Genomic DNA, 13,957 nt, shown 5'->3' with positions numbered 1-13,957 from the left:
CTGTCGGTGCAGCAGTCGGTACGGGAGTTGATCCTGATGGTGTTGATCGGACGCGTCGTACCGAGGTCGACCTGCCACCACGCCTGGGCGTCGGTCTTGGTGCGGCTGACGCTCCCGCCCGACCAGGAGCCGTCGGTGTTGCCGTCCACCGCCCGGGCCGCCGCCACCCCTCCCCAGGTCGAGGACTGGGTGGCCGGCCGTCCCCGTGCCACGTTGACCTGGTCCGGCACTGGGGCTCCGTAACCGTGGTCCGTGAACACGGCCTTCCACTGCTGATCGGCGAACCACTCCTGCACCTGCTGGTTGTAGTGCACACCGTCGCTGTTGAAGATCCCGTAGGCGGGGGCGGCGGTCGGCACGTACAGGTGCACGCCGGCCGCGGTGGTCGCGTCGGCCGGGTCGAGCAGCTTGTAGGGGTTGGGCGCCGGCCGACTGGCGAGGTCGGTCAGCGCGTCCACGACGTGCTGCGTCGGCGTCGCAGCATACTTGGTCGTGCGCGGGCGGTAGAGGAAGACCGGGTACACGGCGCCACCGGTGGTCGCTCTCAGCGGCTCCAGGACATTGAGGAATGCCTGCCGGACGTGGTCGCTGTCGATCGTGGTGTTCATGTAGGCCTCGGTCTCCCACTGGTTCCAGTGCAGGCCGATGATGCGCGGTGTCTTACCGGCTTCCCGGAGCGCTCGAAGGGCGTTGCTGATCGTGTTCACGGTGAGCTGGTGCAGGCTCTCGACCTGGGTGGGGTCCCGGCCGGGCCACCACAGGTTGGCCGTCCTGTCGGTCTGCTGTATACCCGTGCTGGGCCAAGCCACGTGAATCACGTTCAGGTCGGGCAGCGCGGCACCGGCGTTGACAGCTCGCTCCCACCGCAACGCGGTCACCGTCGCGACGCTGTAGCCGAGGCCGGCGTTCCACTCCTTGCCGAGGTTGGTACCGCTGCAGGTGTACGGAGTCCACGTTGCCTGCGTCGCCCCGACCTTGCGGTTGTTCTGCTGATTCAGCCCCTTGACATGGCTGAAGGATCCGCACTGGGCCGTGTCGGCAGGGTCGCTGATGGGCGAGTTGTACCCGACCCCGTTGCTCTGTCCGAGCACGATCAGCACCGGAGCGTCGGTAGCCAGGTCGTAGGGGGCCAGGCTGGTGGTCTCGGCCGAGGCGGGAACCCACTGGCCGGAGAGCACCGTCATCACAACGAGCAGTAGGGCGGACGCGAGCTTGGGTCCGCGGTGACAGGTCATCGTCCTCCCGCACCTGACGGTGCGCGAAGCGGCTGCGGTCAACTGCGTGGAGACGGCTCGACCGGCCGTCCGGATCCGGTTCCTGGGACGCATCGTTCACTCCCTGTGCGGGTTTCGTGGGGTCACTCGGCACTGCAACGGTCTTTCGCGTGACGGTGAGCGGGCTTTCCTCTAGCCGGGCTACGCGTCTACGGGGGGATCACTGGAGCGTGGAGACCCTTCCTCCGTCAGGTCCGTGGACGGACCGGTCAGGAGGCGGTCGGGTGGTGGGTGCTCGATGAGGCCTTGCCGGCGCACGGCGCCACGGCGTCTGTCGGGGCGATGGCCGGGACTGCGGGTGTACGTGGTCTCCGTGACGGTCGCGGTGCCGGCGTTGGGTGGGGTGACCTCGTGCACGGCCTTGGTCTCCGCCTTGAGGATGCGCGGGGACTTGCCGATCCCCCGCGCGGCCTCGGGGGAGCTTCTTCGAACCGAGGAAGAGGACGATCACGGCGATGACAATGATCAGGTGCCAGGGCTCCGGGCCGTTATGGGGCGTAGGTGTCGGCTCCTTTCTGACGAGGCTGTGGGGGCAGGGAGTGTCGCCTGCACGGGAGGCGGTCGAACCTGGAATCGGCCCACTGATCGACGCCGAGTTCCTGGCTGCCGCCGGCGACATGTCCCGGTTCGGCGCTGCGGACCGCCCGGCCAGTTTCGCCGGAGTCGCGCCCGTGCCCCGCGACTCCGGCAACGTCAGCGGCAACCTGCGCCGCCCCCGGTGCAGACGGTGGACTTCCTGCCATTTCGGCAGTTTGACAACAGCATCAGGGGGTGACGTCGAACCCGTCGATGGTGGCCCTGGCGCCGCTGCTCTTGACGACCTTGATGGTGTGGCTGCCCGGGGTCAGACCGGTCACGGTGTAGATGCTCTGCTGGGCGGCGAGGGTGGCGGCGTAGGAGTTGACGAGGCCCTTGGAGACGCCGTCGACGAAGATCTCGACACTGCCCTGGTCTGGTGCCTTTTCGCCGATCAGCCTCACGCCGGTCCCCTGGAAGGTGAGGAGTGCGAAGCTTCCGTCGACGGTCGTGGTGTGGAGGTTGTCGTGGCGATCGCCCTGTCCTCGGAAGCCGGCGGCGGCCCAGGTGCCGAGGTACTCGATCATCTTGTCGTCGTCGTCCACCTTGCTGGCCGGGGAGATTCGCTCCTGACTGGGGCCGGCCGCTGCGATGACGGCCTTGGCCGCTGCGGGCCAGACGCCGTCGCTGACGATGGTGGCCTGGTCGACGGTGCTGTTGGTGGCGTTGGTGGAGAACGTGCTGACGCTGGAGTAGTTGGCGTGCACGTGGACGTCGTGGATGGTGGGCGTCCACAGGCGGGTCCACTGGGTACCCTCCGCGAATCGGATCACGTTGTCGTGTACGTCCCAGTACGAGGAGCCCTCGTCGAGGTAGAGGTCCTTGTTGACCGGCGAGCCGGTGGCCCCGTTGTAGACGCCGACGACGTTGCCGGACATGACGGACGGGCTGGTCCCTCCAGCGCCCTGGCCGCCGAGGACGTAGATCGGGCCGCCGTCGACGAGGACGCCCATCACGTCGTGGATGTAGTTGTTGATGATCTTGTTTCGGCCCGAGTAGATGGTGCCGTGGGTGCAGGGCGTCGAGGCGGTCGGCTTGATGGTGAGATTGGGGGACAGCTGGTTGGTCTGGGCGGCCTGCATGGCGCAGTCCGAGGCGAAGCCCCAGCCCCAGCCGAGGGAGATGCCGGAGTACGAGGTGTGGCCGACATCGTTGTTCGAGATCTCGACGTCACGGCTCTGGCCCACCCAGATGCCGACGGATCCGGCGAAGTTCCGGCCGACGTGCTCGACGCGGTTCTGGGTGACCGTGTCGTTGCTCGTCATGAGGGTGGCGTCGGTGAGGTAGTAGTCGTCGGGCTCGCCGACGGCCACACCATTGCTGCCGATGCCGTGGATCCAGTTCCCGGTGACGGTGGAGTTCTGCGTTCCGTCCGCCAGGTCGAGGCCCGATCCTCCGAGATTGGCGAACTCGTTGCCGGCGAAAGCGATGTGAGTGCCGCGGTGTACTTGGACCGCGGCCGGGACGCGGGTGTTCTGATGGGTGTCCGGGTCCCACATAATGCCCGCCTGACCGTCGATGAAGCCCTTGGTGTTGGGCTGGGTCCACGTGGTGTTGGCGAAGGTGATGCCTTGGAAGGTGATGTCGTGGATCGGCTGGACGGACTTGGGGATCACGGTGAAGGCGTCGATGCGCACCGTACCGACGGTCGCGTTGACCACCTTGACCGTGTGGGTGCCCTCGGTGAGCCCTCTCGCGGAGAAGAGGACCTGTTGGGCGAGCCGGCTCGCGTTGTGGTTGGAGACGGCCGTCGGGGTACCACCGTCGACGGAGATGGCGAGGTTGCTGCCGGCCGGCATCTTCTCGCCGAGGATGTCGATCCCGACGCCGGTGAAGGTGTAGCTGACCGAGGCGCCCGCTTCCGAGAACTTGAGGGCCTCGTGATTCAGGTCCCCGAAGGGCGTGCCCTTCGCTTGCCCTTCCGGGACGGGCTGGGTGTCGCTGGCGAGTTCCACGGCACCGGTGACGGACGTATTCGACAGTGTGGCGTTCACCGGCGCCAGGTGTCCCGGAGTGCCGGACAGGTTCACCAGTTGCTCGGCCACGCCGACCTGTACGTCGGCGGTGGCCAGGTTCTCGCCGCCGCGCGGTTTGTAGTAGACGTACCCGCCCGCGGCGTCGATGTAGAACTCTCCGGGCTGGTCGATGAACTGGTAGGCGTTCTCGAGCCAGTCGACATGACTCAGCCTGGGTGCGCCGGAGCCGTTCAAGGGATAGCCGGGGAACTTCTGGGTGGCCTGGTCGGACCAGCAGTCCGCGTTGGCCTTGATGGAGGTCTCGGCGCTCGTACCGCCCGGCTGGTAGGGCGGCACCGTGGTCGCGGTGGCCGGAATGGTGACCGTGGTCGGAGCGATGCTCTCCAGCGGGCAGCGCAGCTGCTTCCAGCCGGCGTTGTCGACCACCTCCACCCGCTCAGGGCTGGAGATCTGTGCGAGGTCGATTCCGCTGAGGGCGGCGTTCCCCTCCGCCGTGTAGTGCACGCTGGTCCAGGCCCCGCCGGGGGCCGTTGACCACACCTTGTCGCTGACGCTGACGGTTCTGGCCCGCTGTGCCGGAGCTCCGTTGACGGAGAGGTCCCGGCTGTTCCTGGCCGCGGCGTTCAGCGCGCCGGTCGGTAGGGCTGCCCGCCAGATCCCCTTGGTGGAGTCGAACACGGAGAACCCGGTGACCTTCTGGCCACCGCTGAACACCGGCTTCTCCCCCGGCGCGGCCGTATAGATCACCTGGTGACCGTTGGTCCCGGAGTCACGCACGTCCAGGGTGAGCGGCTCGCTCAGCGGGTAGACCCCACCGCGCAGCAGCACGCGGATGTCGTTCGACATCGAACCCGCCACCGCCCGCACACGGTCCCGCGCCGTCGTCAGAGCACACGGGGCGCTGCTGGAGCAGGTCGTCCCACTACCCGTGGGCGACGCGTAGAAGTCCGTCGTCCCCGCCGCGACCGCCGAGACGGTCGTGCCGGTGGCGATCAGGCTGCCCGCCAGAAGCCCGGCGGCCAGTACGACCATCCGTCTCTTTCCCATGCTCTCTCCTCGGGTTGATGACCATGGCCCGCCGCGCGGGCGATCGGCTGCTGGGTCAGTCCACCGGAGAGCGCTGCCGCGCGGAATGATCTGTGCGCTTCTACCAACACATCCGATGTCTAGGTAGGTCGGTACTGTATAGGCAATGCGTCTGGTGAGATAGATGTCACGCAGAATGGTTCTTGCGATTTCGATCCGGCGTCCGCCGCACCGGAGGAGAAGAGAGCCCGGAGCGGGCATCGCGGGGCGCGGCGTCGCCGAAGACACAACTTCCCGTATCTGTCAGGCGCTTCTCCTACGGGCAAGCCGCGTACAGCACTCTCGGGCCTGCCGTGGCGTACGAATGCCGCCTCTCGGCGGCGGGCTGCCCGGCCATCACTGGGGGGCGCGTGATGACTGACCGTCTCATATCATTCGGAGAGTCTTTGCAGATTGCCATGCGAGACGAGCCGAGAGATTCATCGGATGCCTCTGGCCCTTGCGGATATCAGGCTGGTCCGCTCACGGGGCGTGGCCGACATGGGGCCGCCGGCCTACTGCTGGACGCGCCGGTCGGCACAACTAACTACCTGCTCGGCGATGTCCGCCTGCCACTCCGTGGCCAGCGCGATGACCTTGATCCTGGAGACTCGTCCTCCAGCTGGGTGCGGGGACCGCTATGCCAGTGGCGGCAGGGCGGATTCGGCCGAGCCCAGAGTGCCGCGGAGCCAGTCCTCGACCCCGGCGATGTGGACGGTTGCCCAGGCCGATGCGAGGTCCGGTCGGCGGGCGGCGATCGCGTCGAGGATGGCCCGGTGCTGCTGCAGGGTGCGCTCGACCGCGCCCTCCTCGGTGACGCCCCGCCAGATCCGGGCCCGGGTGGTCGGGCCGGAGAGTCCCTCGATCAGGGAGCAGAGCGCGAGGTTGCCTGCGCCTGCGGCGATCTGCTGGTGGAATTCCAGGTCGTTGGCGATCAGTTCGTCCAGGCTGGGGTTGTCGCCGAGCCGCTCGAAGGTGCGGCGCAGCTCGTCGATCCCGGCGTCCGGCATGCGGCGGGCGGCCAGCGCGGTGGCGGCCGGTTCCAGGATCCGCCGTACCTCCAGGAACTGCAGCACGGTGTCGTCCTGATGGAATTCGACGACGAAGCCCAGGGCGTCCAGGAGCAGGTTCGGTTCCAGGCTGGTCACGTAGGTGCCGTCGCCCTGGCGAACGTCGAGTACCCGGATGAGGGAGAGGGCCTTCACCGCCTCGCGCAGGGAACTGCGCGACAGGCCCAGTCTTTCGGCGAGGTCGGCCTCCTTGGGAAGTCTCGTCCCCGGTCGCAGCTCACCGCTGACGATCATGGACTTGATCTTGTCGATCGCCTCGTCGGTTACCGGCATGCGTGTCCCTCCCCTTGGTTCGGACATCTGATGTATCCAGTATGGCCTGGCCTGTGAGTCCTGAGCAGTGGGGCCGACGGTACTCCCTGGAGGGGAATGCCGTTGGACAGCGGTGGAGCTGTGGATTCGCAACGCTGAGGCCTGGTGGCAGCCAGTATTGCGTTGGCTTGGCTTCGAGAGGGTGGGACGGCGAAGGCCCAGGGGTCGGATCTATGGTTCGGCATGGGGATGCCGGGGTGGTCCGGCGGCCGGACGGCCGTCCGTAGCGTTGCGGTGGTGATGGTGGTGGCCTGCTACTCCTGCTTCTCGCCGGAGGCGAAGCGGGAGACGATGAGCGCGAGGATGATGATGGCGCCGTTGAGGAACTGGTTCCACAGCGGGGGTACGCCGGCCAGGGTCATGACGTTGACCACGAGCTGGAGGGTGAGGACGCCGGTGAGGGCGCCGAAGAGGGTGCCGCGGCCGCCGTTGAGGCTGACGCCGCCGATCACGGTGGCGGCGAAGACCTGGAAGATCCAGCCACTGCCCTGGTCCGCCGAGACGGAGCCGTAGTGGCCGGTGAACAGGATGCCGGCGAAGGCCGCCAGCACGCTGCCGGTGATCAGGACGGCCCAGGTGATCCGGTCGACCCGGATTCCGGCCGCGCGGGCGGCCTCCGCGTTGCCGCCGATGGCGTAGAGCGCGCGGCCGTGTCGCAGCCAGGCCAGTGCGGCGCCGCCGAGCAGGAAGAGCGTGGCGCAGATCCAGATGGCTGCGGGGGCGCCGAGCCAGGAGGCCCGGCCGAGGTAGGTGAAGGAGGAGGGGAGGTTCACGATGGACTGGCCCTGGGAGATCGCGATCTGCAGGCCACGCAGCAGGGTGAGGGCGCCGAGGGTGACGATGAAGCCGTTGAGGCGCAGCTTGAGGATCAGGAAGCCGTTGGCGGCGCCGATCAGGGCTCCGAGCAGCAGGCAGAGGGGGACGGCGGTCCAGCCGGGGAGGAGGCCCAGGCCGTTGAACCGGTCGCCGTGGGTGGGAAGCACCAGCCAGATGGCGATCACCGGGGCGACGCCGATGGTGGACTCCAGTGAGAGGTCCATCCGTCCGGCGATCAGGATGAGTGCCTCGGCCAGTACGAGGAGGCTGAGTTCGGTGGCTTGTTGACCGACGCCGAGCAGGTTGTCCGAGGTCAGGAAGGCGGGGGAAACGATGAAGCCGATGACGCCGAGGAGCAGCAGTACGGGTAGCAGTGACAGATCGCGGTAGCGGGCGAGGTTCGGGCCCGGCCGGGTGGTCGAGGTGACGGCGGTCGTGGCCGTGGTGGAGCAGGAGTTCAGTTCAGTCAAGGGGGACATGGCCTTCCTTCGTGTCAGCGCCTGCCATGCCCTCCATGGCGGCTACCAGCTGTTCGTCACTCCAGCCGCGGGGGAAGTCCGCGACGATCCGGCCGTGGAACATGACCACCACCCGGTCGCAGACCCGCAGGTCGTCCAGCTCGTCCGAGACGATCAGGGCGGTCCTGCCGTCGTCGGCCACCTTGCGGACGGTGCCGAGGAGGGACTCCTTGGACTTGATGTCGACGCCGTTGGTCGGCCGGATGGCCACCAGGACGTGCGGGCGGGTGGCGAGGGCGCGGGCGATGACGACCTTCTGCTGGTTGCCGCCGGACAGGGCGTCCACCGGGGTGCCGGGCCCGGGTGTCTTGATGTCCAGGTCGGCGATCATGCGTTCGGCGAAGGCCCTGGTCCGGGAGGGCAGGACGGTGCCGAGGGGGCCGAGCTGATTGGCGACGGTGAGGGTGGCGTTCTCGGCGACGCTGCGGTTGGGGACCAGACCCTGGACGTGGCGGTCCTCGGGGACGAAGCCGACGCCGGCGGCCAGTGCGGCCGGGACCCTGCCGGTAGGGACCGGTCGGCCGGCGACGGTGATTCGGCCCGCGGTGGGGCGGTGCAGTCCGGCGATGGTCTCGCCGGCCCGCACGTTGCCGCTGGCGGCCGCGCCGGCCAGGCCGAGGACCTCGCCGGCCCGGGCCGTCAGCGTGAGGTCCTCGTACGCTCCTTGCAGGGTGAGACGGTCGAGTTCGAGCAGGTTCGGCGCATCGGGCGAGGGCCCTGAGAGCGGCTGCGCCCCGCCGTCGGTGGTGCGGCTCTCACCGGTCATGGCTTCGACCAGGGCGTGGTGGTCGAGGCCGGCGACGGGGGTGGTGGTGATGTGTCGGGCGTCGCGGTAGACGGTGACCGTGGTGCAGAGGTCGTAGACCTCCTGGAGGTGATGCGAGATGAACAGGAACGCGACGCCCTGGCTCTGAAGTTCGCGGAGCTTGGCGAAGAGCCGGCCGATGCCGTGGGCGTCGAGTTTGGCGGTCGGCTCGTCGAGGATGATGAACCGGGCACCGAAGGACAGTGCCCGGGCGATCTCGACGAACTGTCGCTGCTCGACCGTGAGTCGGCCGGCGCGGGCGGCGGGGTCGACGTCCACGCCGTACTCGGCCAGCAGGTCCGTCGCGCGTGCGCGCAGGCGCCGCCAGCCGATCGGGCGCAGCGTCCGGTCGCTCTGCCGGTCCAGGAAGAGGTTCTCGGCGACGGTGAGGGAGCCGATGACGGTGGAGCGCTGGTAGACGCAGGCGACCCGGGAGCGCCAGGCATCGGTGTCGCCCGGGGCGGGTGCCGCCTGACCGTTGAAGCGCAGAGTGCCGGCGTCCGGGTTCTGCAGGCCGGTGAGGACGGAGACGAGGGTCGACTTGCCGGCGCCGTTGCGCCCGACGAGGGCGTGGGACTCGCCGGGGGCGACCGTCAGGTGGGCGTCGGCGAGGGCGATGGTGGCACCGAACCGCTTGGTGATGCCGTGTGCCTCGACGACCGGGACCGCCGGGCGGCTGTCCGCCATGGTGAGGTTCCTTTCCGCTGGGGATCGCGGCGGCCGGTGCGACCGCCGCCCGCAGGTTCACTTGCCGACGTTGTTGCCCCACAGGCTCGCGTCGTCGACGTTGTCCTTGGTCACCAGGGGGGCCGGGAGCTGGTCCTCAAGGCCGTTGGGGAGTTCGATGATCGTGGAGTCGTGGTCGGTGGGGCCGGGCTTGAAGGTCTTGCCCTGGGCGGCGGCGTTCGCGTAGGAGAGGGCGTACTTGGCGTAGAGGTCGGCGGGCTGGGAGACGGTGGCGTCGATCTGGCCCTGGCGGATGGCGTCGAACTCCTGCGGGATGCCGTCGTTGGAGACGATGGCGATGTGACCGGCCTCGCCGACCGGCTTGAGCAGGCCCTTCTGCTGGAGCAGGGCGAGGGTGGGCTGCAGGAAGACGCCGCCGGCCTGCATGTAGATACCGCCGAGGTCCGGGTGGGCGGCCAGGGTGGACTGGAGCTTGGCGGAGGCGACGTCCCCCTTCCAGTCGGTGGCCAGCTCGATCACCTGGATCCCGGGGAAGCTGGTCTTCATGCAGGCGGCGAACGCCTCTGAGCGGTCGCGTCCGTTGATGGAGTTGAGCGCGCCCTGGAACTCGGCGACCGTGCCCTTGCCACCGAGCTGCTTGCCGAGGAACTCGCAGGCCTTGGTGCCGTAGGCCTTGTTGTCGGCGCGCACCACCATGAAGACCTGACCCTTGTCGGGGCGGGTGTCGACGCTGACGACGGGGATCTTCTTCGCGGCGAGCTGATCCAGGGTGGAGGCGATCGCGCCGGTGTCCTGGGGGGCCATCACGACGGCCTTGGCTCCGGTGTTCTGGAAGACCTGGACGTTGGCGACCAGCTTGGTGACGTCGTTCTGCGAGTTGCTGACCGGCAGGGCGTTCAGGCCCTGGGCCGCCACGCCCTGCTTCACGTACTGGGCGTAGGAGTTCCAGAAGTCCGAATCGGCGCGCGGGAGGTCGATGCCGATGGCCGGCTTGGCCGTGCCGTCGGCGGAGGGCGTCACTTCGCTGCCGCGGTTGCAGGCGCTGCCGAGGCCGGCCAGCAGCAGGACTACGGCTGCGGTGGCCGTGGTGCGGGGGATGCGAGCGTTCATGGTGCGGGTCTCCTTGACTGAGCTGGCCGCGCCACCGCGGGTGGCGTCGGAAAGGGGGCCGAACACCCGTGCTGCGGGCGGGAGACGGCGTCGGCGCGAGGGGGCGGGCGGCGCCGGTGGCCCAGCCCTCATCCGGGGCACCGGCGCCGCCGCCCGGCGCGGTGCCGGTGTCAGGGCGGACCCGGACCGTGTCGGCGGGGCCGAAGCCCCGGGCTGCCGAGAGCTCCGGCAATCCAGACGGATTCATCGGATGGCTTTCGGTGGAGAGGACTCTAGGAGCAGGTCGGCATCGTTACAAGGGACGTGCTTCGACGAATCCCAACCGTAACCTAGACACCAGCTTTGATCCCCTAACACGACTGATGAAAGAGCTAGTTGTCTTGATCTTCGCGGCTCTCTCCTCGCATGGCGCGCACAGGTTCTTGCACTTGCCGAGGGTCGATCGTATGGTCAGGCTTCCCAGTAATTCATCAGATGTATTGAGGTCGTGGGCATGTAGGCGCCCAACCTCTGAAGGGGGTCCCTGCCGTGCAGCTTCTCCGTTTGGGTCCCACTGGCGACGAGACGCCCGCAGTCCGGGACAAGGACCGCCGCACGTTCGACCTACGCGGCCTTACTCCGGACGTCGACGCCGCATTCCTGGCCGGCGACGGCATCGCGCGGGTCCGCCGCGCTCTGGCGGAGGAAGCGCTGCCCGAGATCGACGCGACGGGCCTGAGGATCGGGGCTCCTATCTCCCGCCCGGGCAAGATCGTGTGCATCGGTCTCAACTACCGCGACCACGCCGAGGAGACCGGCGCCGCGATCCCGACCCGCCCGGTGGTGTTCATGAAGGACCCGACGACCGTGATCGGGCCGTACGACGAGGTGCTGATCCCGCGGACCTCGATCCGGACGGACTGGGAAGTGGAGCTCGCGGTGGTGATCGGCCGCCGGGCCCGGTACCTCACGGACGATGCGCAGGCCACCGAGGTGATCGCCGGCTACACCATCAGCAACGACGTATCCGAGCGGGAGTTCCAGCTGGAATTCTCCTCGCAGTGGGACCTGGGCAAGTCCTGCGAGACCTTCAACCCGCTCGGCCCCTGGCTGGTCCCCGCCGACGAGATCGCCGACCCGCAGGCACTCGGCCTGCGGCTGTCCGTCAACGGTGAACTCCGCCAGGACGGCAGTACCAAGAACATGATCTTCGGCATCCCCTACCTGATCCGCTATCTCAGCCAGTACCTGGTACTCAATCCCGGGGATGTGATCAACACAGGCACCCCCGCTGGCGTCGCCCTCGGCCTGCCAGGCACCCCCTACCTGCGACCCGGCGACACCGTCGAGCTCTCCATCGACGGCCTCGGCCTGCAACGCCAGACCTTCGCCCAGGCCTGACCTCCATCCTCCTCTCCCGAAGGGACCGACCGTGCCCCGGCCGATACCGCGGATCACCGCCGTCGACACCTACGACATCCGCTTCCCCACCTCGCGCGGGCTCGACGGCTCGGACGCGATGAATCCCGACCCCGACTACTCCGCCGCCTACCTCGTCCTGCGCACCGACGCCGGGGACGGGCGCGAGGGCCACGGCTTCGCCTTCACCATCGGACGCGGCAACGAGGTCCAGGTCGCGGCCATCGAGGCCCTGCGCCACCACGTGGTCGGGCGGCCCGTCGCCGGCCTGTGCGCCGACCCCGGATCGCTCAGCCGCGACCTCGTCGGCGACAGCCAGTTGCGCTGGCTCGGCCCCGAGAAGGGCGTGATGCACATGGCCATCGGCGCCGTCGTGAACGCCGTGTGGGACCTCGCCGCCAAACGCGAGGGCAAGCCGCTCTGGCAGCTGCTGGCCGACGCCGAACCCGAATGGCTCGTCTCCCAGATCGACTTCCGGTACATCACCGACGCCCTCACCCCCGAGCAGGCCCTGGAACTGCTGCACGCCACCCGGCCCGGGCGCGCCGAGCGGGAGGCCCACCTGCGCCGGCACGGTTACCCCGGCTACACGACCTCCCCCGGCTGGCTCGGCTACAGCGACGAGAAGCTCACCCGGCTCGCCCTCCAGGCCGTCGCCGACGGTTTCACCCAGATCAAGCTCAAGGTCGGCGGCGACCTCGGGGACGACATCCGCCGCTGCCGTGCCGCCCGCGCCGCCGTCGGCCCCGGTGTCCGAATCGCCATCGACGCCAACCAGCGCTGGAACGTCGGCGACGCGATCGAGTGGACCAAGGCCCTCGCCGAGTTCGACCCGTACTGGATCGAGGAGCCCACCAGCCCCGACGACATCCTCGGCCACGCCACGATCCGGGCGGCCGTAGCCCCGGTCAAGGTCGCCACCGGCGAACACGTCCACAACCGCATCGTCTTCAAGCAACTGCTCCAGGCCGGCGCCATCGACATCCTCCAGCTGGACTCCACCCGGGTCGGTGGGGTCAACGAGAACCTGGCCATCCTGCTGCTCGCCAGGCACTTCGGCGTGCCGGTCTGCCCGCACGCCGGCGGCGTCGGCCTGTGCGAGCTCGTCCAACACCTGTCGATGTTCGACTACGTGGCGCTCTCGGGCACCACCGAGAACCGGGTCATCGAATACGTCGACCACCTCCACCAGCACTTCGTGAATCCCGCCACCATCGAGGACGGGCACTACACCGCGCCCTCCGAACCCGGCTTCTCCTCGACGATGCACCCGGCGTCGATCCACACCTACAGCTACCCCGGCGGCTCCTTCTGGACCGCCGACCGCATGCCAGAGCATCGAACGGAGGGCGCGTCATGACCAGCGCACTGCACGGGCTGCGGGCCATCGTCACCGGCGGCGCCTCCGGCATCGGGCTCACCACTGCCCACCTGCTCGCCGAACGAGGTGCCCGAGTCGCGGTCCTCGACCTCGCACCGGCCGGAATTCCCAGCCCGTTGACCGGCTATGCCGCGGACCTGGCCGACGACGCCGCGGTCCGCTCCGCGGTGGCAGGCGCCGCCGAACAGTTCGGCGGACTCGACATCCTCGTCAACAACGCCGGAATCGGCGCCGTGGGGACGGTGGAGGACAACCCCGACGAGCAGTGGCGGCAGGTGCTGGACGTCAACGTGGTGGGGCTCGCCCGCGTCACCCGCGCCGCCCTCCCGCATCTGCGTGCCTCCGCACACGCCTCGGTCGTCAACGTCTGCTCCATCGCCGCGACCGCCGGCCTCCCCCAGCGCGCGCTCTACTCGGCCAGCAAGGGCGCGGTCCTCGCGCTGACCCTGGCGATGGCGGCCGACCACGTCAGGGAGGGCGTGCGGGTGAACTGCGTCTCGCCGGGCACGGTCGACACCCCGTGGGTGGAGCGGCTGCTGGACGGCGCCGCCGACCCGCAGGCTATGCGAGCGGCGCTCAACGCCCGACAGCCCACCGGACGCCTCGTCACACCCCGCGAGGTCGCCGCCGCCATCGCCTACCTCGCCGGCCCGGAGTCGGCATCGGTGACCGGCACCTCCCTCGCAGTCGACGGCGGCATGGCCGGCCTGCGCCTGCGCCCGGCCGGGCAGTGAGGGGGCCGGTGAGGGAGCTGGTCCCGCCAGGACACACCGACACCGCCGTCACCCGGCTCGCATTCGGCGCCGCCGGCTTCGGGAGCCTGTTCTCCCCGGTCGGAGACCAGGAAGCGGACGCCACCCTCGCCACGGCATGGACAGCCGGCATCCGCTCCTTCGACACAGCTCCGCACTACGGCCACCCCGTCCTCGCCGACCGGTACGCCCGCCCGCCGCGGCCTGCGCGAGGCAC

The 13,957-nt window shown here is 69.1% G+C and carries 10 protein-coding genes and 1 pseudogene; 4 read left to right on the top strand and 7 right to left on the bottom strand.

The features are described 5' to 3' along the window. Positions 1-1,235, bottom strand: a 1,235-nt coding sequence (locus tag ACZ34W_RS30545; protein ID WP_465608715.1) for a galactose-binding domain-containing protein, incomplete at its 3' end; no start/stop codon positions are given. A gap of 199 nt (positions 1,236-1,434) precedes the next feature. Continuing rightward, entirely contained in the window at positions 1,435-1,893 is a 459-nt protein-coding gene (locus ACZ34W_RS30540; RefSeq protein ID WP_465608721.1) for a twin-arginine translocase TatA/TatE family subunit, read from the bottom strand. Between ACZ34W_RS30540 and ACZ34W_RS30535 the strand changes: the two are divergent. Then, positions 1,841-1,993, top strand: a pseudogene (locus ACZ34W_RS30535) (transposase); the annotation flags it as partial. The gene ACZ34W_RS30540 and the pseudogene ACZ34W_RS30535 sit on opposite strands and share 53 nt — an antisense overlap. A gap of 45 nt (positions 1,994-2,038) precedes the next feature. Here ACZ34W_RS30535 and ACZ34W_RS30530 read toward each other — a convergent pair. The 5 genes from ACZ34W_RS30530 to ACZ34W_RS30510 form a co-directional block, all read right to left on the bottom strand. Then, positions 2,039-4,873 (bottom strand): hypothetical protein, encoded by a 2,835-nt coding sequence (locus tag ACZ34W_RS30530; RefSeq protein WP_465608713.1) that lies wholly within the window; start codon positions 4,871-4,873, stop codon positions 2,039-2,041. A 656-nt stretch (positions 4,874-5,529) separates the two neighbouring features. Then, a complete protein-coding gene (locus ACZ34W_RS30525; protein WP_465608711.1) occupies positions 5,530-6,234 on the bottom strand; it encodes a FadR/GntR family transcriptional regulator in 705 nt (234 codons plus the stop codon). Positions 6,235-6,527: 293 nt separating this feature from the next. Then, complete coding sequence (locus tag ACZ34W_RS30520) at positions 6,528-7,568, bottom strand: ABC transporter permease (RefSeq protein WP_465608709.1); 1,041 nt, start codon at positions 7,566-7,568, stop codon at positions 6,528-6,530. Continuing rightward, the gene (locus ACZ34W_RS30515) at positions 7,552-9,099 is read right to left on the bottom strand and encodes a sugar ABC transporter ATP-binding protein (RefSeq protein ID WP_465608707.1); all 1,548 of its coding nucleotides are present in this window, start codon (positions 9,097-9,099) and stop codon (positions 7,552-7,554) included. Before ACZ34W_RS30515 ends, ACZ34W_RS30520 begins: the two co-directional genes overlap by 17 nt. A 57-nt stretch (positions 9,100-9,156) precedes the next feature. Continuing rightward, the gene (locus tag ACZ34W_RS30510; protein ID WP_465608705.1) at positions 9,157-10,209 is read right to left on the bottom strand and encodes a sugar ABC transporter substrate-binding protein; all 1,053 of its coding nucleotides are present in this window, start codon (positions 10,207-10,209) and stop codon (positions 9,157-9,159) included. Positions 10,210-10,737: 528 nt separating this feature from the next. On the opposite strand from ACZ34W_RS30510, the gene ACZ34W_RS30505 reads away from it, so the two are divergent. Genes ACZ34W_RS30505 through ACZ34W_RS30495 form a run of 3 tightly spaced genes read left to right on the top strand, consistent with a single transcriptional unit; the run spans position 10,738 to position 13,722 of the window. Beyond that, positions 10,738-11,589, top strand: a complete 852-nt coding sequence (locus tag ACZ34W_RS30505; RefSeq protein WP_465608703.1) for a fumarylacetoacetate hydrolase family protein — start codon at positions 10,738-10,740, stop codon at positions 11,587-11,589. 31 nt (positions 11,590-11,620) lie between these two features. Further along, positions 11,621-12,967, top strand: a complete 1,347-nt coding sequence (locus tag ACZ34W_RS30500; protein ID WP_465608701.1) for an enolase C-terminal domain-like protein — start codon at positions 11,621-11,623, stop codon at positions 12,965-12,967. Further along, positions 12,964-13,722, top strand: coding sequence for an SDR family NAD(P)-dependent oxidoreductase (locus ACZ34W_RS30495; protein ID WP_465608699.1), 759 nt, complete (start codon positions 12,964-12,966; stop codon positions 13,720-13,722). The genes ACZ34W_RS30500 and ACZ34W_RS30495 overlap by 4 nt, the downstream gene beginning before the upstream one ends. Positions 13,723-13,957 lie beyond the last annotated feature (235 nt).

Source organism: Kitasatospora sp. NPDC022856 (assembly GCF_055561235.1).
This window is presented reverse-complemented; position numbering and strand designations above follow the sequence as displayed.